Genomic DNA, 25,264 nt, shown 5'->3' on the forward strand with positions numbered 1-25,264 from the left:
AAAGGATAACCCCTTCTCATTTCCTGTGGAATCTGAGAAGGGGTTATTGTTATTTGTCCATACCGCAGGCGGTGGCGGATTCAATGAGGCAGCGATCATTGGTCACAGCATCATAGAACCGGAAGCCGCCGGAGAAGTTATAGCAGTCAAATCCGTTTCCGGCCAGGATGCGACAGGCAATGTAGCTGCGCAAGCCGCTCTGGCAAATGACGTAGACAGGCTTATGCTTGTCCAGTTCATCCAACCGCTCTCGCAGCTCGTCCACTGGGATATTTAAGAAACCGTCAATGTGTCCGTGTGTGAACTCTTCCACAGTGCGGGTGTCCAACAGAGTTACACTTCGGTCATGAGGAAGATTATATGCTTCTTCCAGATGCCACTGTTTCAGAACACCTTTTGCGATATTCTCAATCATAAAGCCCGCCATGTTTACCGGGTCTTTGGCGGAGGAATAAGGCGGTGCGTAGGCCAGATCCAGATCCTTCAGTTCTGTGGCTTTCATTCCTGCCCGGATAGCGGTAGCCAGCACATCAATCCGCTTGTCCACCCCTTTATAGCCCACGATCTGAGCACCCAGAAGGCGGTAGGTTTCTTTCTCAAATACCACTTTCATGGTCATGACCTTCCCACCGGGGTAGTAGCCCGCATGGCTCATAGGCGACAGGATAACCGTATCAACATCCAGCCCTGCTTTTCTGGCGTTGGTCTCATTCACACCGGTGGTGGCGGCGGTCATGTCAAAGACCTTGATGACACTGCTGCCCTGAGAGCCGGTATACCGGCTGTCTCCGCCGCAGATGTTGTCCGCAACAATTCGTCCCTGTTTATTGGCAGGGCCTGCCAGAGAAATCAGAGCATCCTGCCCGGTGACGAAGTGCTTCACCTGCACCGCATCGCCCACGGCATAGATGTCGGAAACGGAAGTTTCCATCCGGTCATTGACCACAATACTTCCTTTAATGCCCAGCTCTAACCCGGCATCTTTTGCAAGGGTGGTTTCGGGAGAAACACCAATGGCCAGGATTACCATATCCGCATGGAGAGGCTGTTCGTCTTTCAGCAGCACATCCACGCCTCCGCCCACTTCCGCAAACCCTTCCACGGTATGACCCAGTGCCAGCTTAACACCGTGCTTGCGCATTTCATTGTGTATAAAAGCAGCCATATCGGAATCAAAGGGATTCATAAGCTGTTTCGGACGCTGGACGATGGTAACATCCATCCCTAACTCCCGCAGGTTCTCTGCCAGTTCCAATCCAATGAAGCCACCGCCTGCCAGTACAGCGGATTTGGGATTGTTTTTGTTAATGTAGTCTTTGATGCGGAAGGTGTCCTCCACAGTGCGCAGGGTAAACAGCTTATCCAGGCCCACACCGGGAAGGCGAGGCTGGGTAGGCTTGGCACCGGGAGAGAGAATCAGCTTGTCATAGCTTTCCTCGAATTTCTCCCCGGTTTGCAGATTCTTGACGGAAACGGTCTTTTTGTCAGGATGGATAGCCGTGACCTCATGGCGTACCTTCATGTTCACACGGAACCGGGAGAAGAAGCTCTCCGGTGTCTGGAGGGTCAGATCTTCCGGATCGGTAATTACATCTCCGATATAGTAAGGCAGACCGCAGTTGGCATAGGAAATAAACTTTGACCGCTCAAAAACCACAATTTCTGCCTGCTCATTTAGTCTGCGAATACGGGCGGCAGCGGTAGCACCGCCAGCCACACCACCTACAATAACAACTTTCATATTAGCGTTCCACCTTTCCTGCATAAGCGGAAATTCCGCCTATGTTTTTCACATTGGTATAACCCATCTGCTGCAAAATAGCAGCTGCCTGACGGCTTCTTGCGCCACTGAGACAGTGTACAAAGATGGGGGTAGCTTTATTGTTAATCATGACGGTTACTTTGTCAATGGACTGCAAAGGAACATTCTTACTTCCGGGGATATGCCCCTGCCGGTATTCGTCAGGGGTGCGAACATCCAGCAGGACTGCGCCATCCGTAACGCTATATTCTTTGACGCCCTGATTGATGTCAGGGCCTTTCAGGAAATCAAAAAATCCCATCTTTGCACCTCCTTACAGCATGGCGAGAATCTGAGCCTTAGGTCTGGCACCGGTGGCCTGATTTACGACTTTGCCGTTCTTCATAACCACCAGAGTGGGAATGCTCATCACACCAAACTGCATAGCCAGTTCCTGTTCCTCATCCACATTAATTTTAACAACCTTGATATCGGAGCGCTCCTCGGCAATTTCCTCTACCAGAGGAACTACCATGCGGCAAGGACCACACCAGGGAGCCCAAAAATCCATCAGGACGGGCTTGTCCGAGTTCAAAACCTCTTGATTGAAATTGTTTTTATTTACATTGATAGCAGACATATTTAAGTCCTCCTGTTTTCTTTTTTATGGCTTTAGTATATCCAGTAGTCGTTGCTTTTTCCGTGATTTTGTCACTTATCGCCGGCGACGGTTTCACCGGGCCAACTATTAATACCGCCGATTTCAACGATATTGGTGTAGCCCAGTTTTACCAGCTTTTCAGATGCCTGCTTACTCCGATTACCGCTGCGGCAGTATACCAGAATCAACTGATCTTTATCCGGCAGCTCTGGAATGTCCTCTGTGCCGATGGATTCGTTGGCAATATTAATCGCACCTGGAATGTGCTTTTCACTATATTCCTGAGCAGTCCGGACATCAAGGATGGTGTATCCGGTTTCCTCCTCCATCATCGTAACAGCTTCCTCCATAGTAATCTGTCGATAGGTTTTTTCAGTGGATTGTGTTGCACAACCCGACAAAAGCAGTAAAGCCATTAAAATAGGAATGATTCTTTTCATGTGCATACCTCCATATTTTGAAGATAGGGCAGCCGTTTCCAGCTGCCCTGTTTCCGATTTTTATGTTCTTGCCATTCCGTCTACACTGAGCACAACACCCGTGATATAGGATGCTTCGTCAGATGCCAGGAACACAAATGCATTGGCAATATCCTCCGGCTGACCCAGGCGGCGCAGGGGGATCTGCTTGATGAGCGGATCAATTACCTCCTTGGGAACAGCCTTCATCATATCGGTCAAGGTAATCCCGGGAGCGACTGCATTCACTCGAATACCCTTCGGACCCAATTCCCGGGCAAGGGAAACCGTCAGGCCATTGACAGCAAATTTGGATGCGGGATATGCAAAGCCACTGGGCTGGCCGTAAATGCTGACCATTGAGGAGGTGGAGAGAATAACACCTTGCCCTTTTGCAATCATGCACTCACTGGCGGCTCTTGTAGCATTGAACACGCCTTTTACATTCAGATCCATCACCTTATCAAAGGTTTCTTCCGTATACTCGGTAAAGGGAGTACTTTCGGATACACCGGCATTGTTCACCAGAATATCAATGCAACCGTATTTCGAGGCAGCTTCTCGGAACGCATTGCGGACAGATTCCAAATTGGACAGGTTGGGGCTGATTCCCGCAACTGTTGCATTAGGGTATTTTTCTTTCAGCTGCGCAACTGCTTTGTCAGCAGAACCTTGCGAACTTGCGGTCAGGATTACGGTAGCGCCTTCCTTCAAAAATTTATCTGCGGTAGCGTAGCCAATGCCGCGGCTCCCTCCGGTGATGATTGCAACTTTATCTTTCAGTCTCATAAGAATGCCTCCTTGTGTTTTTGTACTCGTAGTATAACCTGTTTCGGTGGTACTCTCCGTGATAAAATCACACTTACTGTTTTTGGAAAAAATCATTTTAGCAGAAACTACCCTTGACAAATCTTGTCTCAGAAGCTTCTGTTGGAGAAGTATGCAGCTGAGAAAGGATTCACCAACACCCTCTTCCTGTATGACGACGGTTACTCTGGAACGAATTTCAACCGCCCGGGCTGGCAGCATGTCATGGAGCTGATGGAAAACGGTCAGGTGGAAACACTGATCGTCAAGGACATGTCCCGATTGGGCCGTGAGTACCTTCAGGTGGGTCAGTACACGGAACTCATCTTCCCGAGCTATGGTGTGCGCTTTATCGCCGTCAATGACGGTGTGGACAGCCTGTACGAGTCCACCAATGACTTCACGCCCTTCCGGAATCTGATGAACGAGTTCTATGCCAAAGACTGCAGCAAGAAGGGCCGCTCCGTGGTTCGTCTTAAGGCTGAGACTGGCGCCAGAGTTTCCTCCCGTCCCCGCTATGGGTATATGAAGGACCCGGCAGATCCCAAACGGCACATGGTGCCTGATCCTGAGACTGCTCCGGTGGTGCGTTACATCTTTGACCTCTGTGTTTCCGGAAAGGGTCCTGCCCAGATCGCAAAGCAGCTCAAGAAAGACAAAATCCCAACGCCTGGATACTCCTACTACCAGAAGCACGGAGTGGAGCTGACCGGAGTGGATATCACCCAGCCATACAACTGGTCCACCAACACCGTCGCTGGCATTCTGGAGGATGAAACCTACCTGGGCCACACCATCAACCTGAAATCCACCACCCTGTCCTTCAAGAACAAGAAGCGCATTGAGCGTCCAGAGTCTGAGCAGCTCCGCTTTGAGAATACGCATGAGGCTCTTATTTCGCGACAGACCTGGGAGATCGTACAGGATATCCGCAAGCATAAGCGGCGCAGAGCCAACATGGCCGAGCAGAATATCTTCTCCGGGCTGGTCTACTGCCTGGACTGTGGGGGCACCATGGTACTGCACCGAGCACACACCATGGATGCGGTAAAAAATAACTTCATGTGCTCCACCTACAAAAAGAAAGGCAAAGATGTGTGCTCCGCTCATTATATCCGGGAACAAGAGCTTAATGCTATCCTGTTGGATGACATTCGCCGCGTCACACACTTCGCTCGTCAGAATGAGCTGCGGTTTGCAGAGCATATCCGCAAGAAGCAGGGCAAGGAGGCACAGCAGGAGATCGCTATGCTCCAAAAGAAGATCGACACCATGCAGAAGCGCCAGGCCGAGCTGACGAAGCTGTTCAAACGGCTCTACGAGGACAGTGTACTTGGACGCATCCCGGACGAGCAGTATCGCATCCTGTCTCAGGAGTACACCGCCGAGCAGAAAGAGATCCAGGAACAGCTCCCTGCCATGGACGTAAGGCTTCAGGAACTGAAAGACTCCAGCTCCAATATTGCCCGGTTCATTGAGAATGCCAAGCGATACAGCGAGATCCCGGAGCTGACTGCTGAGATCCTGCGCATCTTCATCAAGCGAGTGGAGGTCGGTGAGCGTGCGGAGAAATACTCCCGCACAGCACCGCAGGAGGTACGCATCTACTATCGTGACATCGGCCTGGTGGATGAACTGCCTCAGAACATGGCGGATTCCGTGGCAGAAGAAATCCCAAACGAGGTCGCATGAGCAGAAAAGGGAGGCTGTGCCGAAACACAGCCTCCCTCCACAGGAACAAATATTAAGTTATACGGGTAGGTTCATAAATTGTCCCTATGGAACGCCGGAGAACTCCGGCGGCATTTTTGTTGTTCAGGACAGCAGATTGGCCGCTACCGCCACCACCGGCAGGGTAATGACGGAGAGCAGGGTGGACAGGGTGACCATCTGGGCGGCGGAGCCTGCGTCCCGGCCAAACTGCTGGGCCAGGATGCTGCTGGTGCCGGCGGTGGGGGTGCCGGCCAGAATGACCATGGAGCAGTACACCAGGGGCGGCAGGTGGAAGGGCAGGAGCACCAGAGCGGTGACAGTGGGGATGGCCACCAGCTTCAGAAGGGACACGGCGTACAGGTCGGGCCGCCGGAAGGTGCTGGCCAGGTTGGTGCGGGCCATCTGGCCGCCGATGACCACCATGGCCAGAGGGGTGTTCAGGTCGGCCAGGAAGCCCACCGCGTTGCCCACCATGGAGGGAAGCCGCAGCCCGCTGAGAAAGAGTACCAGACCCACGCCCAGACCCACGGTACCCGGATTGATCAGGGCCTGATGGAGGGAGAGCCGCTTTTGTCCGCTCATGAGGATGACGCCGTGAGTCCACTGGGAGATATTAAAGGTGACGGTGGCCACCACGGCGAAGATGGCGGTGGCGGGGCCCAGCACCGCCTGGAGCAGAGGGATGCCCATAAAGCCGTTGTTGGCGTATAGGGTGCCGAACCGGAGCACGGCTTTTGTGTCGTCCGGACTGGAGCGGTACAGCAGGGGCAGCAGGGAGCCGAACACCACATAGTATCCTGCAGTGAGGAGGAACATGAGCAGCATATTCCGCAGCAGGGCCTCGTCGGGCTCCACCTGCAGGGAGTCGATGATAACGCAGGGGATGACAATGTACAGCAGCAGGAAGGACAGCTGCCCCAGGGTCTCAGAGGAGAGGCGGCTCTTCTTGAACAGGAAAAAGCCCACGCCCATCAGCAGGAAGAGGGTGACCACCTGTCCCGCCACCACCAGCAGATTGTTGAAGATATCCCACATGCCAGGAACCTCACATCCATACAGAATTTCCTATTCCAAGGAAAAGCAGTAAAACTTATTATAATCCGCCAGAGGTGCGGATGCAAGGGCCTTGGGCTGCCCTTTTGGGAAGGTTCAGGGCAAAAAGAGCGGGCGGGGAACAATCCCCGCCCGCTCAGATGGAGACAGACAGATGGAATTAACCGGCGTTGCCGTTGCCGGCGTCGGCGGCCTTGTCGGCGGTGAGGCTGATCACGCCGTCCGCCTGGGCTACCTGGATGCCCAGCAGGGCGTCGATGGCGCCGACGGGGACGTAGAAGTGGCCCTGGTACAGCTCGGAGGCCACCTCCACCGGCTTGCCGTCCACCAGGACGGTGATGTAGCCGGTGGCCTCAAAGGCGGGGACAGTGACGGCGGGCAGAGCCTCGGCGGTGTAGGGAGCGCCGGTGGTGATGACCACCTGACCGTTGACCCACTCCACGTTGAAGCCGGCGGTGGTGCCGGCAAAGGCGGTGGCCAGGTCACGCAGGCGGTAGAAGCCTTCCAGCTCAGCGGCGGAGTACAGCTTGCCGTTGACCACCACGTTGTTGGCCTCGTTCAGGTTGATGCTCTTGTTGTAGGGGGTGGCCAGCTCGCCGGCGTTGATCTTCTCGATGTAGGCGGCCCGCTCCGGGTTGTCCTTCTGCAGGTCCACACCGGTGATCTTCCAGTTGTTGTCCACCACGGGCTCCAGGGGGTCATGCTCGGCCAGATAGGCCACCAGCATGTCGCGCACGGAGGCGGAGGACTCCCACTCCTTCTCGCCGGAGATAATGCCCTCGTTCTTCAGGCCGGTGTAGCGGTAGTCGTTGACGCACAGGGTGAGGATCTGGTCGTCGGCCAGAGGCTCGCCCTTGAAGGTCACGTTCTCAATCCGCTGACCGGCGGGCTTGGACAGGTTGACCTCATAGTTCAGGCCGATGAAGTGGTCGTGGAGGTAGCCGGGCTTGTCGGGGTTGAAGGAGATGTTGATGTCGCCGGGCTGCCACTGGTTCCAGCACTCGGCGGCCCACTCCATGTAGGCCTTCATCTCCGCGCCGGTGACCTTCACGGTGTAGAGCACGTTGGGGAACTTGTAGATGTCGAACATGTTGCCGTAGTTCAGGTCGCCCTTCTTCAGGTCGCTGGTGTCCTTGAACAGGGCCACGGCGGTCACGTCAGCGCCGGAATTCTCCAGCTGTACGGTGCCGATGAGGTCGATGACGGCGGTGTCCTGCAGGCGGCCCTCAGGCAGGCCGTTGATCTCGTTGACGGGCTGGAAGTCAGCGGCGGCATGGCCCAGCACGTTGTCCTGGATGAAGGACACGGTCTTCTCCTGGGCGGTCTTGATGGCGGCCACGTTGCGCAGGTTCTGGTCGGGCTCCACGTCCTTCATGGAGACGGTCTCCACGGTGGCGGAGGTGATCTCCTTGTCGGCGTTGAGGGTCAGGTCATAGCGCACCACCTCGCCGGCGTTGTTCTTGGCCTCGCCCACGGGGATGGTGTCGTTGTTGATGTAGGTGGTGTGGGTGTGGCCCATCTGGAGCACGTCCACCTCGGGGCACTTCTCCAGAATGGTCTTGGCGGCGTCGGAGCCGTCGGTGGAGTACTCAGCCTCCAGGCCTGCGTGGGCGGAGACCATGATCACGTCGGCCTTGTCGCCGATCTCCTTGATGCACTCGGCCACAGCGTCGGCCATGGGCTCAAAGGTCAGCTGGTCAACGCCCTGCTTGGTGCCGTCCCAGCGGGGAATGTTGGGGGTGTCCACGCCGATGATGGCCACATTCACGCCGCCCCGCTCCACGATGGTGTAGCCGGCGCCGGTGAAGTAGCTGCCGTCGGCGTTCTTGATGTTGGCGGCCAGCACGGGCATGTCGGCCTGGTCAATGATGGACTGGAGCTTGTCCACGCCGAAGTTGAACTCATGGTTGCCCAGGGTCCAGACGTCGTACTTCATGTAGTTCAGCGCGGCGGGGACGGGGTGGTTGGCAGTGTCCTTGGAGTAGAGGTCGTCGGTCATGATGGTGCCCTGGATGGTGTCGCCGGCGTCCACCAGGATGGTGTTGGGGTTCTCGGCCCGCACCTGGTTGACGTAGGTGGACACACGGGCCAGACCGTCACCGGTGCTCTCCTTCATGTCCTCATAGGAGTAGCCCCAGATGTTGCCGTGGGTGTCCGAGGTGCCGATGATGGTGATGTGGGTCTCGCCGGTCTCGGCGGCCAGGGCCGCGGGAACCAGGGAGACCAGCATGGCCGCGGCCAGCAGGCTGGCCAGCAGGGTGCGGACGCCGCTTCTGCGCTGTTTCATGTGCATCGCTCCTTCACTTCATTCTCTTTTCAGACCCTGCGGTCTGTTCTTTCACCATTGTAGATGTTTTGTATATTATCTGCAATGGACAAGTGAGGAGTTTTGTGCAAAATTTACGGCAGGGGCTCAGACGGTCCGGGACTCCCGGGTCAGATGGTCAATCACCATGCAGAATATCGGAGAAAAAGCTCCGCCACAGCGGCCCGGATTGCGACGGCGGCACGTACTGCTTTATTCCCACATACACACCAATATCCCCCCTGTTTTTTCAACTGCCGGTGGGAATTGAGACGGAATTTCTCCCTTTTGGCGGCTGTTTCACCCCCACGGCGTTGACAAGAGAAGCGAAAAGTCGGTATACTGATTCCGTATCTGAAAAGAGAAAGGAAGAATCGCGTTGTCCTCCAAGCGTCAAGGCAAGCGGGGTTATCTCCGCATTTTTGCCTCTTACTACCGTCCCCACTGGAAGCTCTTTGCCCTGGACATGGTCTGTGCCCTGTTCATCTGCATTGTGGATCTGGCCTTCCCCTATTTCTCCCGGCTGGCCATGAAGGAGCTGCTGCCCCAGAAGCTGTTTGTCACCTTCTTCACCGTCATGGCCGTGCTGGCCGCCGCCTACGTGCTCAAGGGCGTGTTCTACTACATCGTCACCTACTGGGGCCATCTGCTGGGCGTGCGGATGGAGGCGGATATCCGCCGGGACCTGTTCGGCCACATGCAGGACCTGTCCTTCTCCTTCTACGACAAGAACCGCACCGGCCAGCTTATGAGCCGTGTCACCGGCGACCTCTTTGAGATCACCGAGCTGGCTCACCACGGTCCCGAGGACCTGTTCATCTCCTCCGTCACCCTGGTGGGCGCCTTCTGCATTATGCTCACCATCCGGTGGGAGCTGGCCCTCATCGTATTCGCGGTGGTGCCTCTCTTCGCCCTGTTCACCATCTTCCAGCGCAAGCGGATGATGCGCTGTTCCACCGAGGTGAAGGCCAAGCTGGCCGGCATCAACGGCGAGGTGGAGTCCTCCATCTCCGGCATGCGCACCGCCAAGGCCTTTGCCAATGAGGACGCCGAGAGCGCCAAGTTTGCCGCCGCCAACGACCAGTTCCGCACCGCCAAGCGGGGCTATTACCAGGCCATGGCCACCTACCAGTCCGGCCTGGAGCTGGCCATGGGCATGATGAGCGTGCTTGTGATCGCCTTCGGCGGCATGCTCATCATGCAGGGAAAGATGGACCTGGCCGATCTGACTGCCTTCTCCCTCTATGTCACCACCTTTATTACCCCCATCCGCAAGCTGTCCGCCTTTGTGGAGCAGTTCATGCAGGGCATGGCGGGCTTCAAGCGGTTTGTGGAGCTGATGGAGGTGGAGCCTGAGATTCAGGACGCCCCCGACGCCGCCGACCTGACCGATGTGAAGGGCGACATCCTGGTGGACGACGTGACCTTCCGGTACGAGTCCTCCGCCGAGGACGTGCTCTCCCACGTGAACCTCCACGTCCGCCCCGGCGAGACGGTGGCGGTGGTGGGCCCCTCCGGCGGCGGCAAGTCCACCCTGTGCCAGCTCATCCCCCGGTTCTACGACGTGACCGAGGGCCGCATCCTGGTGGATGGACACGACGTGCGCACCCTGAAGCAGCACTCCCTGCGGGAGAACATAGGCATTGTCCAGCAGGACGTGTTCCTCTTCGCGGGCACCATCTACGACAACATCCGCTACGGCCGCCCCGACGCCACCGAGGCAGAGATTGTGGCGGCGGCAAAGCTGGCCGAGATTTACGACGACATCCTGGACATGCCCGACGGCTTCCAGACCCAGGTGGGCGAGCGGGGCGTCATGCTGTCCGGCGGCCAGAAGCAGCGGGTGTCCATTGCCCGTATTTTCCTGAAAAACCCGCCTATCCTCATCCTGGACGAGGCCACCTCCGCCCTGGATTCCGTCACCGAGGACCACATCCAGTCCGCCTTTGACGCCCTGGCCGAGGGCCGAACCACCCTCATCATCGCCCACCGGCTGTCCACCATCCGCTCCGCCTCCCGCATTATCGTCATTGACGGCGCGGGCATCAAAGAAGAAGGCACCCACCAGGAGCTCCTGGCCGCCGGCGGGGAGTACGCCCGGCTGTGGAACGCCCAGAAGGCCGGCCGGGAGAGCTGAGTTTTCCACCACGGAGGTGTATGCTGTGCAGAAATTCAGACCAATTGCCGTCCTGCTGCTGACCCTGCTGCTCCTGTCCGGCTGTGGAGATGAAGCGGCCTCCGGCGGCTTTGCCGGTGTGGGCGGACGGCCCCGTGAGCTTACCGAGGAGGAGAGTGCCGCCGCCAGCGCCCGGGTGGACGCCCAGCTGGGCCTGCTGTCCGGCCGGGTGACGGAGGAGGAGTACGCCGCCTGCCTGGACCTGATGGAGCAGCTCTGGCCCCTCCGCCAGGAGCGGCTGGAGAAGGACAAGGGGGAGAAATCCACCCAGGAGCAGCGGCTTGTGGACAAGCTCAACGACCTCTACGAGGAGTACACCATCCGCTATATCGGCGACGGCGGCACTTGGGGGTACAGCTACCCGCAGGAGCGGACCCTGGCCGTCTTTGACATCACCTCCGGCGGGGAGATTGAGAGCAGCCAGGCGCTGCCCGGCAAGGGCGCCAGCCAGGAGGGGTATACTGCGGCGGATTACCAGGCCCTGTGGGACCAGATGACCGCCATGCTCCCGGCGGACGCCTGGGAGGACTTCACCCGCTTCATCGTGTTCACCGACGGGGAGTATGAGACCCTGGCCTATGTCCAGCAGGCGGACGATGCGGGGAAAAAGTGGGAGATCGCCGTGGACCCGGCGGACGCCGGGGACGGGGAGATGTTTGTGGAGACCGTGCTCCACGAGTACAGCCACTACCTGACCCTCAACAACGAGCAGGTGAAGTACACCGCCCGGCAGACCGCCTCCACCTACAACGAGGAGGGGATGGTGGCCTATGAGGGGTCCTACCTGGACGACTTCTACCAGCGGTTCTGGGCCGATTACCTGGACGACCGCCTGTCCGACATGGACACCTACAACTTCTTCCTCCGCCATGAGGACGACTTTGTCACCGACTACGCCTCCAGCAGCCCGTCGGAGGACATTGCCGAGAGCTTTACCTACTTTGTCCTCCAGGACGAGCCCCAGCCGGGAGACGCGGTGTGGGAGCAGAAGCTGAACTTCTTCTTCGACTACCCCCAGATGGTGTCCCTCCGGCAGGAGATCCGCGCCTGCCTGGGCCTTACATGACAATAAAAGTCCCCTGCAAACCGTATCGAGCGGCTTGCAGGGGACTTTTTTGCGTATCAATACCGGTTGACCCAGCCCGAGATGAGCAGGGTGGGCACCAGCCACATGACCATGAAGATCAGCAGGTTGGCGGGGGAGAGGGAGCTGTAGGACTGCACAAAGGTGAGGTAGAAGGCCAGCAGCACGCCGATGGCTGAGCCAACGGAGGCCAGGGCCGCGCTGCCCCGCACCGCCTGCCGCAGCCTGCGGCCGCCCACCACTGCCTCGGAGAAGGGTCCCAGACCCTCCCGGCAGAGGACAGCGGACAGGGTGTCGCTGTGCTCCTGGTCCGGGTCGGACAGCTCGGTCCGCCGCACCATCTCGGGGAACTCCATCTTCTCCACCGGCAGCTTGAACCGCTGGCGGAGCATGGCGGGAATCAGGTTAAAATCCCGGGTGCACAGCACCGGGCCGATTTTGTTGCGGATAAGGGCGGTGAGGGCGGGCCGCACCGCACCGTGGAGGTTGTAGTTCAGGGCGAACAGCCCGGCCAGCTCTCCGTCGATGGCGCAGAACACCGCGTTTTTCACGTTGAGACCCTGGGGCAGGGCCACCTCCATCAGGTGCATGAAGGCCGCCGAGCCCACCAGAATCTGCTCGCCCCGAATGTCGGCGGCCAGACCGCCCTCGCACCGCTCAAAGGCGGAGCAGCGGCGGTAGATGGCCCCCTGGGAGCGGAGCAGGTCGTGGAAAATCTTGTCCAGGCCGCTGCCCGAGTCCCGGATGAGGGTGGCGGTGACGGCCACCACCTTCTCCACCGAGAAATTGCCGAAGATTTTGATGCCGTTGAGAGCCACTGAGCCGGGGGGAAAGAGGTCGGTGTCGGTGAGAAGAATCCCCGCACCGTTGCCTCCGGCCACGCCGTCCCAGCCGGCGATGGCGGCGCCCACGCCGGACAGACGGCGGCACAGGCTGTTCCAGGGCATCCCGAAGCACAGCGCCGCCGAGAAGGAGGCACCGGCAGTGAGGGTGGCGGACAGGCACCAGAGAAGCAGCTCGGGCCGCTGCCGGCCCAGAGAGGAGAGAAGGGAAAAGAGGAAGGAGGCGATGAAAATCAGCGGGGCAGTGACCCGGAAGATCCGCTGGGCGCCGTCCGCGCCCTGGATCTGGCTGCCGAAGCCCGCCGGGTCCCCCGACCACTTGGTATAGGCCTCCCGGCCGTTCCACTTGCCCGAATCCAGGGTGACCAGATAGGGCTCATGGGCTGAGGCGGCGGTGCGGCAGGCACTGCGCTGGCCCTGCCGCTTGAGCACCGTGCCCCACATGGTCAGACCCAGAGCCAGGGCGGACACGGCGCAGTAGGGCAGCTCTCCTTCCCGGCCGCCCAGAGCGATCATGGTGAGTGCGTCGGCCATGGTGGCGATGCAGGAGAAGGACACCAGGGTATCCATCCCCATCTGGAGCCGCAGCAGCTGGAACAGGCCCCGCAGCAGCACATCAATGCCCAGCAGCATGGCGCCTCCCAGCATGCCCGCCAGGGTGTACACCTGGAGCTCATAGGAGCTGGAGAGCATACCGGGCAGAGGCATGCGGAAGAAGGGGGCCAGGGTGAGGTAGATCAGCGGCAGGGACAGCAGCAGCACCATAGTGGTGCGCATCCGCAGAAACTTGAGCCCCCGGCCGTACCGCTTGAACAGCTCTGCCGGGGGAATGTCGGGGGCGGGAGGGATGACCCGCCGGGGCGGCCGGATGCGGAAGGGAGGGCGCTCCTCCTCCCGGTCCACGCCGGGGAGATACTTCTCCGCCCGGCGGACCTCCTCGTCGTCCTCGATGCCCTCTTCCTCAAACATGTGGTCGGCGTAGTCATCCGCCTTCCGGCGCAGGGCGTCCAGCCGGGCGGAGAAGAAGGCCTTGGGGGATTCGGCTTCAGGCGGAGTCTCGTCCCCATCGTCCGGCTCCACGCTGTCCTCGGGGACGTCGCCGTCCCCGGCATCGTCCTCATCCCCGGCAACCGGCGGCTCCTCTTCGGGCTCATCCGGCCGGGCGGACTTGGGAGGCGTACCAGGGAAGCGGGTCACCGTCTCCTCCTCGCCGTCCTCCTCCGGCTCCTCTTCGGGGGGCGGGGCAGGACGGCCCTTTTTTCCGGGAAAGCGCACCACATTGTTGCCCGTCCCCTTCCGCCTGCCCGCCCGGTGCTCCGGGGGCAGGTCCTTCTGGGGGATGACAGGCAGGGGGATGGTGTCGTCGTCCAGACCACTCTCACGGCGGTCCCGGTACTCGGCCAGAATCTCCTCCAGGGTGAACTCCGGTGTGGGACCGCCATGTCTATTCAGTTCGTCGTCCCGATCCTTCGGCATAGGGCCCTCGTCCTTTTTCTGGGGTGTGGTTGGGGCTTACAGTCCCCGCTGGCGCACCGCCTCGTACAGCAGAATGGCCGCGGCGGCGCTGGCGTTGAGGGAATTGAGCTTGCCCTTCATGGGAATGCTGACCTTGAAGTCGCACTGCTCTGACACCAGACGGCCCATGCCGTCCCCCTCACTGCCGATGACAATGGCGGCGGGGCCCTTCAGGTCGGCGTCGTAGAGGGTGGTGTTTCCGTCGGCGGCGGTGCCAAAGATCCACAGGCCCTCGTCCTTCAGCTCCTTCAGGAGGGCGGTCAGGTTGGGCACCCGGGCCACCGGCACATAGGACACCGCGCCCGCGGAGGTCTTGGCCACCACGGCGGTGAGGCCGGCGGAGCGGCGCTTGGGGATGATGACGCCGTGGGCGCCTGCGCACTCGGCGGTACGGATGACCGCGCCCAGGTTGTGGGGGTCGCTCAGCTCGTCGCACACCACGATGAGAGGGGGCTCACCCTTCTCACGGGCGGCGTTGAGGATGTCGTCAACGGTGGCGTACTCCCGCACGGCGGCCATGGCGATGACGCCCTGGTGGGCATGGGTGCGGCTCATGCCGTCCAGCTTCCGCCGGTCGGCCTCCACCACCACAATGCCCTTCTCCCGTGCGGAGGAGGCAATATGGCCCAGGGTGGCGTCGGTCTCACCCCTGGCCAGGAAAATCTTGTCGATGGGCGTACCCGCCCGGAGGGCCTCGATGACCGCGTTGCGGCCCTCAATCATGCCGTCGGCCTCGGCCTCCGGCTCTCTTCTGCGGTCCTTCTGCTCTCGCATGGCATATCCAGCCTTTCTTTCGTCAGTCCATAGATAAAAACAGTATAGCACATTCCCATGTGGAGAAAAAGACAAAAATCCCTGTCAGACAAAAAATCCCCCGGACAGACAGGAAGGCTATTCCTGTAAAATTCCGCCACTTCATAGAAAGTTTACACCTTTCCGCCGGCGGCTTCCTTGTAATTCATAGTTGTCTGTGGTACAATGACACACAGTTTCAATATAGAAATATCTTGCTTTCGCCCCTCAGGGGTGCAGGATTAGAAAACAAGGAGGGCAAAGTGTTGAAGCCCGATAATCAGAAACGCAACAACCAGAACGGAGGGGGACCCAACAACAAGAAAAATCTTGTGGGCCTCATCTCCATCATCCTCTGGGCGCTGATCCTCACGCTGCTGCTCCAGTCCGCCTTCTCCCTCTTCGAGGGGTCGGACCATGTGGAGATCCCCTACTCCACCTTCCGGGAGTGGGTGCGGCAGGACTATGTGGAGAGCGTGGATGTCCAGAGCAACCAGCTGGTCGTCGACCTGAAGGACGGCCTGGGCGCCGTCCAGCAGGAGAAGGGCGGGGACGTGATCATCATCGACCTGTCCACCGGGGAGGCCCCGGCCCAGGACTGGACGCCCCCTCAGCCCAGCGAGAGCCAGAGCGCGGCACAGACCACCCAGCAGACCGGCGGGCTCACTCTGATGCCCCAGCAGAAGAGCGTGTATACCTCCGCCATCACCGCGCCTCCCTTCAACGACTTCTCCATCATCGACCTGCTGGATGAGCACAATGTGGAGTACGGCACCGCCGTGGTCAGCAGCAGCACCGTCATCCTCAGCGCACTGGTGCAGATGGTCCTGCCCTTTGTCATCATGGTAGTGGCCATGGTGTTCCTGTTCCGCTTCATGTCCAGCAAGATGGGCGGCGGCGGCCTGGGCGGCGTGGGCAAGGCCAACGCCAAGGTGTACGTGGAGAAAAAGACCGGCGTCACCTTCAAGGATGTGGCCGGTCAGGACGAGGCCAAGGAGAGCCTGGTGGAGATCATCGACTTCCTCCACAACCCCCAGAAGTACACCGAAATCGGCGCCAAGCTGCCCAAGGGCGCTCTGCTGGTGGGCCCTCCGGGCACCGGTAAGACCCTGCTGGCCAAGGCAGTGGCAGGCGAGGCCAACGTGCCCTTCTTCTCCATCTCCGGCTCCGACTTCGTGGAGATGTACGTGGGCGTGGGCGCCAGCCGTGTCCGTGACCTGTTCAAGGAGGCCAGCAAGATGGCCCCCTGCATCGTGTTCATCGACGAGATTGACACCATCGGCAAGAGCCGCAACGACCGCTTCTCCGGCGGCAACGACGAGCGGGAGCAGACCCTGAACCAGCTGCTGGCGGAGATGGACGGCTTTGACCCCACCAAGGGCGTCATCCTTCTGGCTGCCACCAACCGGCCCGAGGTGCTGGACCAGGCCCTGCTCCGTCCCGGCCGGTTCGACCGCCGGATCATCGTGGACCGGCCCAACCTGGCCGGCCGTCTGGCCACCCTCCAGGTCCACACCCGCAACATCCGTCTGGCCGAGGACGTGGACCTGAAGAAGATCGCCATCGCCACCGCGGGCACCGTGGGCGCCGACTTGGCCAACCTGGTCAACGAGGCCGCCCTCCGGGCCGTGCGTATGGGCCGCAAGGCCGTCAACCAGCAGGACCTGCTCACTGCCTTTGAGCTGGTCATCGCCGGTACCGAGAAAAAGGGCAGCGTGCTCACCGAGTTCGAGAAGAAGCTGGTGGCCTACCACGAGGTGGGCCACGCCATGGTGGCCTACAAGCAGAAGAACTCCGAGCCGGTGCAGAAGATCACCATCGTGCCCCACACCCAGGGCGCTCTGGGCTACACCCTCCTCATGCCCGAGGAGGACAAGACCGAGCTGCGCACCAAGGACGAGCTGCTGGCCAAGATTACCGTGTCCATGGGCGGCCGTGCCGCCGAGCAGGTGGTGCTGAACACCATGACCAACGGCGCGTCCCAGGATATCCAGGACGCCACTGGCGTGGCCCGCAGCATGGTCACCCTCTACGGCATGAGCGACCGCTTCGGCATGATGGGCCTGGCCTCCCGCCGCAGCCAGTATCTGGACGGCGGGTACGGCATGGACTGCGCCCAGAACACTGCCGCCGAGGTGGACGCCGCTGTCCACGACATCCTGGAGGAGTGCTACAACAAGGCCGTCCAGGTCATCCGGGACAACCGGGAGGACATGGACAAGGTGGTGGCCTACCTGCTGGAGAAGGAGACCATCACCGGCGCGGAGATGATCGCCATTCTGGAGGGCCGGGACCCCGCCCAGGCGGACAACTATGCCGCCATGCTGGAGCGGGAGGAGGCCCGCCGGGCTGCCAAGGAGGTCAAGACCCCCGACGTGATCCCCATGCCGGGCACCACCGAGGACAGCTCCGCCGGGAACAGCGAGATTCCCCCCGAGGGCAAGCCCCGCTCCGACGGAGACGGCGAGCTGCCCCACTGATACCGTATGATCCAGAGGCCGGGCCGGTTGGTCCGGCCTCTGTCCGTTTTCCAGCGTCCGCCCACATTCCCTGTTTACCTTCCCGCCGGTTTCATGTACAATATAGGGTACCGATTTGGACAAGCTTTTCTGGAGGTGATTGCATGGCGGCGAATCTCTTTCTTCCCGGCGGCGTGGTGGCCATGCCCGCCGAGGCGGCGGACCGGCTCATTGCGTCGGGCAGTGGGGACGCGGCCCTGCTCTACCTCTATTTGCTGCGAAAGAACGGCGCAGCCTCTCTGGAGGAGGCGGGGAACGCCCTCCGGTGGGACGGCGGGCGGCTCACCGCCGCCTGGGATGTGCTCTCGGGCAAGGGCCTGGCCCCCGCCATGCCCCAGGTCGCGCCGCCCCAGCCGCTCCAGGAGGAGCCGCCGGAGTACACCGCCGAGGACATCGCCCGGGAGCTGGACGACCAGAATTCCCCCTTCCCCGCCCTGGTGGGGGAGGTTCAGCGGCGGCTGGGCAAGATTCTCTCCACCGCCGATTTGAAGACCCTCTACACCCTCTACGACTTCCTGGCCCTGCCGGCGGAGGTCATCTGCCTGCTGGTGAGCTGGTGCGTGGAGGAGATGGAGCGGAAATACGGCTCCGGCCGCAAGCCCCGCATGAGCCAGATCCGCAAGGAGGCCTTTGTGTGGCGCCGCCTGGGGGTGGACACCGCCGAGGCCGCCGACTCCTACATCAAGCGACAGGGGTCGCTGCGTACCCGGGAGGGCCAGGTGCTCGCTCTGCTGGGCATCACCGGCCGTCCCGCAGTGGACGGAGAGCGGAAGTATATCGCCGCCTGGACCGACATGGGCTTCGGGGACGAGGTCATCCGCATGGCCTACGAGCGTACCGTGCTGAAAAAGCAGGCCATGAGCTGGCCCTATATGAACTCCATTCTCCGCTCCTGGCACCAGAAGGGGCTCCACACCCCGGCGGAGATTGAAACCGGGGACGCGGCCCCCATGCGGCCCCAGGGACCCGCGCCCAACGCCCCCGCACCCGCCGGGCCGGGAGCCGACCGGGACGCGGGCCACATGACCGGCGACATCCAGTGGATGAAGGACTTTCTGGCCCGCCAGAAGTCGGAACAGGGAGGGAACTGAGCCATGGCCTATGAACAGAATGTACTCCGCCGGGCCAACGAGCGGCTGGAGGACCAGCGCCGCCGCCGTGAGGACCAGCAGAACGCCCGCAGGAGGGAGATTTACGCCGCCATCCCCCGGGTGGCGGAGATTGACCGGCAGCTGCGCCGCACCATTGTGGACATCATCGCCGCCTCCCTCCGGCAGGGCAACGACCCGGTGCCCGCCATCGGGGTGATCCGGGACAAGAACCTGGACCTCCAGGCCGAGCGGGCCGAGCTGCTGGTGGCCCACGGCTACCCCGCCGACGCCCTGGACGACAAGCCCGCCTGCTCCAAGTGCAATGACACCGGCTGGCGTGGGGCGGTGATGTGCGACTGCCTGAAGAGCCTGTGCGCCCAGGAGCAGATCAAGGAGCTGTCCAAGCTGCTGGACCTGGGGGAGCAGTCCTTCGACACCTTCTCTCTGGACGTGTACTCTCCCTCCCCCTGGCGGGGCAGCGGCATCTCCCCCCGGGAGAACATGGAGATGGTCTACGAGATCTGCCTCAACTACGCCCAGAAGTTCGGCCGCTTCTACTTCAACAACCTGTTCCTGTCCGGTGCGCCCGGGCTGGGCAAGACCTTCCTGTCCGCCTGCATTGCCCGCACCGTGTCGGAGAACGGGTTCTCCGTGGTGTACGACACGGCGGTGAACATCTTCTCCCGGTTTGAGGACAAGAAGTTCTCCCGGGACGCGGATGACACCCGGGAGGCCCGGGACGAGACCCGGCGCTACCTGTCCTGCGACCTGCTGATTCTGGACGACCTGGGCAGCGAGATGACCACCCCCTTTGTTCAGTCCGCCCTGTACACCCTTATCAACAGCCGCCTCACCGCCGACCGGCGGACCGTTATCTCCTCCAACCTGTCCATGGAGGACGTGCGGCGGCGGTACGCCCCTCAGATTGCCTCCCGGCTGGAGGGAGAATACCGGGTGCTCCCCTTCTTCGGGGAGGATATCCGCCTGCTGCGCAAGCAGAGAAGCTGACAATCGACCGCGTTCCTGCAGAACTTCTGCAGGAACGCGGTTTTTGTTTTGTGAATGGTTGACATGTGTAGACCGATATGGTACATTGGGTTTACAAGAGTAGACCAAAAAGGAGGAAGGAATATGGAGCGGGTGAATCTGTCCGCCGGAGAGTGGCGGGTGATGGAGGAGCTTTGGAAGGCGCCGGCCACTCTGATGGAGCTGGTGCGTGCCCTGGGTGAGAGCGCCGGATGGGCCAAGAGCACCGTGTCCACAGTGGTGCGCCGGATGGAGGACAAGGGCCTCATCCGGGCGGAGCAGGAGGGACGGGCCAAGGTGTTCTACCCGGCCATTGCCCGGGAGGAGGCCGCCGTCGCCGAGACCGAGTCCCTGCTCTCACGGGTATACCACGGCAGCGTGGGCCTCATGGTGAGCACCCTGCTGCAAAACCGCCGTATCTCCAAGGAGGAGCTGAAGGAGCTCCAGGCCCTGCTGGACCAGGGAGAGGAGGAGCAGACATGACGGAAATTCTGGTGACCTCATCTGTGCTCATCGTGGTCATCGCCCTGCTGCGGCTGGTGCTGCGGGGGAAAATCAGCCAGCGGGTGCAGTACGCCCTGTGGCTGCTGGTGGCAGTCCGGCTGCTGGTGCCGGTGAGCTTTGTCAGCAGCCCGGTGAGCGTGATGAACGCAGTGGAGCCGGTGACGGAGACCATCCAAATCAGCCGCACAGAGCAGCAGCTTCCCATCGGGACAGGCCAGATTCAGAACATTACTGGCGAGAATCCTCCGGCCCAGACTGGCACGGTAACCACGCCGTCCCAGCCCCAGAGCGGGGACACAGCCCAAATTCAGCCCACGGAGCCGGGCGTTGACCCGGGCACAGTCCTCCGCTGGGTGTGGCTGGCGGGCGCGGTCGTGGTGGGCTGCTGGTTCCTGTTGAGTAATCTGGTGTTCCGGCGCAGGCTGGTGCGCTCTGCCCGGCCTCTGGCCGGTGTGGACTGTCCTCTGCCGGTGTATGTGTCCGCCGGCGCGCCGTCCCCCTGCCTGTCCGGGCTGGTGCGGCCCGGCATCTATCTGACTCCGGACTGTCCCACCGAGGGACCTGGACTGAAGCACATCCTGGCCCATGAGCTGACCCACCGCCGCCAGGGCGACCAGTTCTGGGCATTGATTCGGTGCCTCTGCCTGGCCCTCTACTGGTTCAACCCTCTGGTGTGGCTGGCAGCGGCTCTGTCCCGGCGGGACTGTGAGCTGTCCTGCGACGAGGGGGCCATCAAGCTGCTGGGTGAGGGGGAGCGGACGGCCTACGGCCGCACCCTGCTGTCCCTGGTGACCACCGGCTCCAACCCCACCGAGCTGCTGCGGACAGCCACCACCATGTCCTCGGGAGCCAGAGGGCTGCGGGAGAGGATTGCCCTCATTGCAAAGAAGCCCCAGCGGGCGGTGGGAGTGCTGGCGGCAGCCCTGGTCGTTGTGGCGGTGGCGGTGGGGTGCACCTTCACCGGCGCACAGACGGAGGAAACACCGGAGCCCTCCCCCACCGGAGACATTCAGAGCCCCAGCCCGTCCCCCACGGAGCCGGACAACTCCGCTGTGCTGGTGGACGATTTCAGCTACACCGGCATCCACCGGGATGTGACCTACTACCCCGACGCCCCCGCCGACGGCTCGGAATTTGACGAGAGCACCGCACGAACCTATACCATCGTCCTTGCCCAGCCCGTGACCCAGGGCGAGGGGGGCATCTGGTGCGTGGAGCGGTGGTACGACGACAAGGGAGAGCGGCATTTTGTCCTGCCCGACACCGACCTGCCCGCTGAGGAGTTTTACGCCCAGTGTCAGGCCCAGGCCGACGAGACGGGCAGCACCGGCAGCCCCTGGGCGGACCTGGATATCAATTGGGTGCTTCTGAATTTTGTTACGGATACATTCCATGTAAGCGGTTTTAGCTCCAGAGGGGGCAGTGACTATCTGGCCGACCGGGGCGGAAGCCGGGAGACCGGCACTAGGCCTGCCGCCTCCACGGCCATCGTGCAGGCGTTGAATGAGATTCTGGCGGAGGACAACACCGTTGCTCTGACACTGGAGCGGCACAGCGGCGGGGAAACTACACGCAAGACTATCATGGCCCGCCCGGAGTATGGCATCACCTCCGGCTGGCTGGAATGGCTGGACTGGAGCTATGTGGATGCACCTGCGGAGGAGCCGGAGTGTGACGCGGCCATCTACCTCAGCGCTTCCAGCGAACCGGCCGACGCCGTCAGCCAGCCCGCTATCGGCGATGACGGGGACTACATGAAATTCTACCAGGGCAGCGGCCTGGTCCGCTGGCACACCGGCGGCAGGGATATCTGGTACTACGCCCAGTCCGACGGCCAGGAGTACTATGATACGGGCAACACAATCCGGAATTGGTACGACAGATCCGAGTATGAAGCGGCCCTTTCCTTTGCTGTCACGCCCGAGATGCTGGAGGAGGCCAGGGACAAGTACGACATCCCGCCGGTGGATGACGACCCGGCCCATCAGGACTTTGCCCTGGTGGCCTGGGTGTGGAGCGAGCAGCTGGCGGAGAACCTGCGGAATCTGGAGCCGGACAGCCAGTACGCGGTGCTGGATGCCCAGGTGTACAGCGCGAACCTGCCCGCCTCTGGCGACTACTACGCCCCCGATCCGGGAGTGGAGGACAGCTTTGTCTTTATCCAGGAACTGGCCCTTCAGGTGCCCAACCTGTACACGGCACCCTATCAGGCGGGCAGCGGCCTCTGGGAGATTGAGGACGGCCCCTATACCGGCTGGTATGGTTGGGGGCTGTTCCGGGGCATGGAGAAGCAGGGGGACAACTGGGTGAGCAACGGAGGCTTCACAGGCTGAACCCAATAAAGCGCCGGGGCCGCTGCATTTGCAGCGGCCCCGGCCGTTTTGCATTGTTATGCGCTCTGTTTTTCCCCAAACAGCTTCTTCAGGAAGGACAGCTTTTTGGTGAAGAGCTTCACCAGCTGGCCCACCAGCAGGGCGGAGATGACGGTGCCCTCCCGGACGCCGTTGAGCTTGTGGAAGGCGAAGAGGGCGATGATGGCGGCAATGACCGTGAGGGTGCTGTCAAAGATGACCTTCACGTTGCCGAACTGGCCCTTGCTCTTCCGGCTCAGGGCCCGGACGAAGGCCTCGCCGGGGAGCATGATCACGTCGGCAAGCACCTCCAGGGTGATGCCCAGAGACATAACCACGCAGCCGATGGCCAGGTAGAGCACGCTCATGGGATAGGGGCCGCCGTACTGGGATGGAATGAGGGAGAGAGCCTCATCCATGCACAGGCTGAAGAAGATGGTGGCAGGGATCTGGAGGGCCTGCTTCCAGGTGAAGCGCCGCACCAGCAGCGCCTCGCCCACCAGAAAGAGCATATTGAATGCGAAGGTGTACACCCCCATGGTGATGGCCACTGTGTGTCCCGCCACGGTGACAGGGGGCGTAATCAGGCTGAGCACGAAGGGAGTGGAGGAGATAGGGGAGGTGCCCAGTCCCGCCCGGGTGATGAAGGAGATGCCGGTAGCACACACCAGCACACCCACCAGGAACATGAGGTAACGCTTGCAGGTCTCTGTTTTTGACATGATGTCTCGCCTCATTTTCTCATTTTTGCCCGGGATTGGAAACGGCACCTGTAACAGGGGCTCTGGGCACGGACGCCCAGAGCCCCTGGTTTGGGTTGCGCGCTTGTTGTTCCGGTCTTACTTTACCAGATAGCCGTAATCCTTGCGGACGGCCAGAATTAGCTGCCGCAGGTCCTCATACAGACCGCAGGCGGGGTCGGTGACGTCGTAGTCCTTGACCATGCCGCCCAGACGGACGGTGCACACGCCGGAGCTGCCGCCGTGGGGCAGCCAGCCGTCGTTGGTGCTGTTGTCAAAGTCCTCGCGGCTCCAGAACAGGGTGAACTTGTCCTTGTAGGGACGGCTCTCGTAGGGGCAGAAGACGGCGCAGTTGCCGCACTCGTTGCACATGCCGTCCACGTGGACAATCTGACGCATCCGCTTGCCGGGCACGGTGACGTGGATGTTGGCCCGGTTGGGGCAGACCTCGGTACAGGTCTCGCACACGGTGGAGCAGCCCAGGCAGCGGGTGTCGGGGCAGGCGGTCTCGGTGCGCAGGTCGCCGTGCTTGGACAGAGGCTTGTTGTAGTCGGGGTGGACGTTCTTGTCCACGCAGAGGTCGGGATTCATGTCCGCGATGGCCTGAGCGGCGGCGGTGGCGTCGGCAATGGCCTCCACCACGGTGGCGGGACCGCGGCGGGCGTCGCCCACGGCGTACACATTGGCCACGCCGGTGGCCATGGTCTCGTTGACCACGGGACGGCCCTTCCTGTCCAGGGCCACGCCGTTGGCGGCGAACAGGGCGTCGTCCACGTGCTCACCCACGGCGGTGATGACGGTGTCGGCGGGCACCTCAACGGTGCGGCCGGTGTCCACCGGGCTGCGTCGGCCGGAGGCGTCACGCTCGCCCAGCTCCATGACGGAGCAGGTGAGCACGCCGTCCTTCACGCCCACGGGAGAGAGCAGCTCCATGAACTCCACGCCGTCGTCGATGGCCATGTGGAGCTCTTCCTCGTCGGCGGGCATGTTCCGCTGGTCGCGGCGGTACACCAGCCGGACGTTCTCCACGCCGGGGATGCGCTTAGCGGCACGGGCGGCGTCCATGGCGGTGTTGCCGCCGCCGACCACCACCACATTGGCACCCAGCTTCAGGGTGTCGGGGGCCTTCTTGGCCTGCTCCAGGAAGGCAATGACGTTCATGGCCTCGCCGTACTGGAGGTGGGCGTTGCCCGGCTTCCAGGCGCCGGTGGCGAAGATGACGTGGGTGAAGCCCTGGTCAAACAGGCTCTGGGCGGAGGTGACCTCCACGCCGGTCTGGAAATGGGCGCCCATGGCCTTGGCCAGAGCGATATCGCCGTCGATGGCGTCGTCACCAATACGGAAGGCGGGGATCACGTGACGGACGATGCCGCCCAGGGACTCCTTGCGCTCAAAGACGGTGACAGCCACGCCCTCACGGGCCAGGAAGAAGGCGGCAGCAATGCCGGCAGGGCCGCCGCCCACGACGGCAACCTTCTTGCCGCTCTGGGGAGCGGCGGGCTTCAGGGTGGGCAGCACCTCGGCCATGGCCTCGGTGGCGCACTTGAGCTTCACGCCCCGGATATCCACGGCGCTCTCGTAGTAGTTGCGCATGCACTTGTCCCCGCAGTGGTGGGGGCAGATGGTGCCGGTAATGAAGGGCAGGGCGTTGCGGCGGAGGATGATCTCCAGGGCCTCGGCGTACTTGCCCTCACCGGCCCGCATCAGGTAGGCGGGGATATCCTGGTGGATGGGGCAGCCGGTGCGGCAGCCCGCGTCGAAGCAGTCCACCAGGGGCACCTGCTTGCCGTTCTTCCGGTTGGGCAGGGGCTTGATGGGCTTGCGGTAGTGGGGATTGACGGGCACGTTGTCGCTCAGGGCGTTGACCTTGGCCACGTCCACGCCGG

Annotated in this window: 19 protein-coding genes; 8 read left to right on the top strand and 11 right to left on the bottom strand. The window is 61.4% G+C overall.

Annotated features, from left to right (window positions below; genetic code table 11):
• Positions 1 to 49: 49 nt before the first annotated feature.
• From ACOX7T_RS14225 to ACOX7T_RS14245, 5 genes are all read right to left on the bottom strand, one after another.
• On the bottom strand, positions 50 to 1,741 hold the full coding sequence (locus tag ACOX7T_RS14225) for a CoA-disulfide reductase (protein ID WP_433443946.1): 1,692 nt from the start codon (positions 1,739 to 1,741) through the stop codon (positions 50 to 52).
• Between the two features lies 1 nt (position 1,742).
• Positions 1,743 to 2,063 (bottom strand): rhodanese-like domain-containing protein, encoded by a 321-nt coding sequence (locus tag ACOX7T_RS14230; RefSeq protein WP_118727699.1) that lies wholly within the window; start codon positions 2,061 to 2,063, stop codon positions 1,743 to 1,745.
• Positions 2,064 to 2,075: 12 nt separating this feature from the next.
• The gene (gene trxA, locus ACOX7T_RS14235) at positions 2,076 to 2,381 is read right to left on the bottom strand and encodes a thioredoxin (protein WP_015552811.1); all 306 of its coding nucleotides are present in this window, start codon (positions 2,379 to 2,381) and stop codon (positions 2,076 to 2,078) included.
• 71 nt (positions 2,382 to 2,452) lie between these two features.
• Positions 2,453 to 2,842, bottom strand: coding sequence for a rhodanese-like domain-containing protein (locus ACOX7T_RS14240; protein WP_433443949.1), 390 nt, complete (start codon positions 2,840 to 2,842; stop codon positions 2,453 to 2,455).
• A gap of 60 nt (positions 2,843 to 2,902) precedes the next feature.
• Positions 2,903 to 3,649: an SDR family NAD(P)-dependent oxidoreductase gene (locus ACOX7T_RS14245; RefSeq protein WP_433443951.1), complete on the bottom strand. Its 747-nt coding sequence runs from the start codon at positions 3,647 to 3,649 to the stop codon at positions 2,903 to 2,905.
• 123 nt (positions 3,650 to 3,772) lie between these two features.
• Between ACOX7T_RS14245 and ACOX7T_RS14250 the strand changes: the two genes are divergently transcribed.
• A complete protein-coding gene (locus ACOX7T_RS14250; protein ID WP_433443953.1) occupies positions 3,773 to 5,359 on the top strand; it encodes a recombinase family protein in 1,587 nt (528 codons plus the stop codon).
• A 123-nt stretch (positions 5,360 to 5,482) separates the two neighbouring features.
• On the opposite strand, the gene ACOX7T_RS14255 is transcribed toward ACOX7T_RS14250, so the two are convergent.
• Together ACOX7T_RS14255 and ACOX7T_RS14260 are read right to left on the bottom strand one after the other, a co-directional pair.
• Positions 5,483 to 6,415, bottom strand: a complete 933-nt coding sequence (locus ACOX7T_RS14255) for an AEC family transporter (RefSeq protein WP_433443955.1) — start codon at positions 6,413 to 6,415, stop codon at positions 5,483 to 5,485.
• Between the two features lie 178 nt (positions 6,416 to 6,593).
• Positions 6,594 to 8,720 carry a bifunctional metallophosphatase/5'-nucleotidase gene (locus tag ACOX7T_RS14260; RefSeq protein WP_433443957.1) on the bottom strand — a complete coding sequence of 709 codons (2,127 nt, stop codon included), beginning with the start codon at positions 8,718 to 8,720 and terminating at the stop codon, positions 6,594 to 6,596.
• A gap of 397 nt (positions 8,721 to 9,117) precedes the next feature.
• Here ACOX7T_RS14260 and ACOX7T_RS14265 point away from each other — a divergent pair, with 397 nt between their 5' ends.
• Positions 9,118 to 10,875: an ABC transporter ATP-binding protein gene (locus ACOX7T_RS14265; protein WP_433443959.1), complete on the top strand. Its 1,758-nt coding sequence runs from the start codon at positions 9,118 to 9,120 to the stop codon at positions 10,873 to 10,875.
• A gap of 25 nt (positions 10,876 to 10,900) precedes the next feature.
• Positions 10,901 to 11,980: a hypothetical protein gene (locus ACOX7T_RS14270; RefSeq protein WP_433443961.1), complete on the top strand. Its 1,080-nt coding sequence runs from the start codon at positions 10,901 to 10,903 to the stop codon at positions 11,978 to 11,980.
• Positions 11,981 to 12,036: 56 nt separating this feature from the next.
• Here the strand turns inward: ACOX7T_RS14270 and ACOX7T_RS14275 are convergent, their stop codons facing one another.
• Both ACOX7T_RS14275 and rlmB read right to left on the bottom strand, forming a co-directional pair.
• On the bottom strand, positions 12,037 to 14,316 hold the full coding sequence (locus ACOX7T_RS14275) for a hypothetical protein (RefSeq protein WP_433443963.1): 2,280 nt from the start codon (positions 14,314 to 14,316) through the stop codon (positions 12,037 to 12,039).
• Between the two features lie 36 nt (positions 14,317 to 14,352).
• Positions 14,353 to 15,129 carry a 23S rRNA (guanosine(2251)-2'-O)-methyltransferase RlmB gene (gene rlmB, locus ACOX7T_RS14280; protein WP_006571966.1) on the bottom strand — a complete coding sequence of 259 codons (777 nt, stop codon included), beginning with the start codon at positions 15,127 to 15,129 and terminating at the stop codon, positions 14,353 to 14,355.
• Between the two features lie 284 nt (positions 15,130 to 15,413).
• On the opposite strand from rlmB, the gene ftsH reads away from it, so the two are divergent.
• The 5 genes from ftsH to ACOX7T_RS14305 all read left to right on the top strand — a co-directional run bounded on the left by ftsH (position 15,414) and on the right by ACOX7T_RS14305 (position 22,620).
• Entirely contained in the window at positions 15,414 to 17,627 is a 2,214-nt protein-coding gene (ftsH, locus tag ACOX7T_RS14285) for an ATP-dependent zinc metalloprotease FtsH (RefSeq protein WP_433443965.1), read from the top strand.
• Positions 17,628 to 17,770: 143 nt separating this feature from the next.
• Complete coding sequence (locus ACOX7T_RS14290) at positions 17,771 to 18,757, top strand: DnaD domain protein (RefSeq protein ID WP_433443967.1); 987 nt, start codon at positions 17,771 to 17,773, stop codon at positions 18,755 to 18,757.
• A 3-nt stretch (positions 18,758 to 18,760) separates the two neighbouring features.
• Positions 18,761 to 19,765 carry an ATP-binding protein gene (locus ACOX7T_RS14295; RefSeq protein ID WP_433443969.1) on the top strand — a complete coding sequence of 335 codons (1,005 nt, stop codon included), beginning with the start codon at positions 18,761 to 18,763 and terminating at the stop codon, positions 19,763 to 19,765.
• A gap of 123 nt (positions 19,766 to 19,888) precedes the next feature.
• The gene (locus ACOX7T_RS14300) at positions 19,889 to 20,266 is read left to right on the top strand and encodes a BlaI/MecI/CopY family transcriptional regulator (RefSeq protein ID WP_006571972.1); all 378 of its coding nucleotides are present in this window, start codon (positions 19,889 to 19,891) and stop codon (positions 20,264 to 20,266) included.
• The gene (locus tag ACOX7T_RS14305) at positions 20,263 to 22,620 is read left to right on the top strand and encodes a M56 family metallopeptidase (RefSeq protein WP_433443972.1); all 2,358 of its coding nucleotides are present in this window, start codon (positions 20,263 to 20,265) and stop codon (positions 22,618 to 22,620) included. Before ACOX7T_RS14300 ends, ACOX7T_RS14305 begins: the two co-directional genes overlap by 4 nt.
• Before the next feature lie 56 nt (positions 22,621 to 22,676).
• On the opposite strand, the gene ACOX7T_RS14310 is transcribed toward ACOX7T_RS14305, so the two are convergent.
• Both ACOX7T_RS14310 and ACOX7T_RS14315 read right to left on the bottom strand, forming a co-directional pair.
• Positions 22,677 to 23,360: a YczE/YyaS/YitT family protein gene (locus ACOX7T_RS14310; protein WP_433443974.1), complete on the bottom strand. Its 684-nt coding sequence runs from the start codon at positions 23,358 to 23,360 to the stop codon at positions 22,677 to 22,679.
• A gap of 117 nt (positions 23,361 to 23,477) precedes the next feature.
• The coding region (locus ACOX7T_RS14315) for an FAD-dependent oxidoreductase (RefSeq protein ID WP_433443976.1) at positions 23,478 to 25,264 on the bottom strand (1,787 nt) is incomplete at its 5' end.

Origin of the sequence: Pseudoflavonifractor sp. (assembly GCF_050943825.1) — a bacterium.
GTDB lineage: Bacteria > Bacillota > Clostridia > Oscillospirales > Oscillospiraceae > Pseudoflavonifractor.

Coding starts and splice junctions, on each gene's coding strand:
- ACOX7T_RS14225 (WP_433443946.1), bottom strand. CDS start 1,741: ATGAAAGTTGTTATTGTAGGTGGTGTGGCTGGCGGTGCTACCGCTGCC.
- ACOX7T_RS14230 (WP_118727699.1), bottom strand. CDS start 2,063: ATGGGATTTTTTGATTTCCTGAAAGGCCCTGACATCAATCAGGGCGTC.
- trxA (WP_015552811.1), bottom strand. CDS start 2,381: ATGTCTGCTATCAATGTAAATAAAAACAATTTCAATCAAGAGGTTTTG.
- ACOX7T_RS14240 (WP_433443949.1), bottom strand. CDS start 2,842: ATGAAAAGAATCATTCCTATTTTAATGGCTTTACTGCTTTTGTCGGGT.
- ACOX7T_RS14245 (WP_433443951.1), bottom strand. CDS start 3,649: ATGAGACTGAAAGATAAAGTTGCAATCATCACCGGAGGGAGCCGCGGC.
- ACOX7T_RS14255 (WP_433443955.1), bottom strand. CDS start 6,415: ATGTGGGATATCTTCAACAATCTGCTGGTGGTGGCGGGACAGGTGGTC.
- ACOX7T_RS14260 (WP_433443957.1), bottom strand. CDS start 8,720: ATGAAACAGCGCAGAAGCGGCGTCCGCACCCTGCTGGCCAGCCTGCTG.
- ACOX7T_RS14275 (WP_433443963.1), bottom strand. CDS start 14,316: ATGCCGAAGGATCGGGACGACGAACTGAATAGACATGGCGGTCCCACA.
- rlmB (WP_006571966.1), bottom strand. CDS start 15,129: ATGCGAGAGCAGAAGGACCGCAGAAGAGAGCCGGAGGCCGAGGCCGAC.
- ACOX7T_RS14290 (WP_433443967.1), top strand. CDS start 17,771: ATGGCGGCGAATCTCTTTCTTCCCGGCGGCGTGGTGGCCATGCCCGCC.
- ACOX7T_RS14295 (WP_433443969.1), top strand. CDS start 18,761: ATGGCCTATGAACAGAATGTACTCCGCCGGGCCAACGAGCGGCTGGAG.
- ACOX7T_RS14300 (WP_006571972.1), top strand. CDS start 19,889: ATGGAGCGGGTGAATCTGTCCGCCGGAGAGTGGCGGGTGATGGAGGAG.
- ACOX7T_RS14305 (WP_433443972.1), top strand. CDS start 20,263: ATGACGGAAATTCTGGTGACCTCATCTGTGCTCATCGTGGTCATCGCC.
- ACOX7T_RS14310 (WP_433443974.1), bottom strand. CDS start 23,360: ATGTCAAAAACAGAGACCTGCAAGCGTTACCTCATGTTCCTGGTGGGT.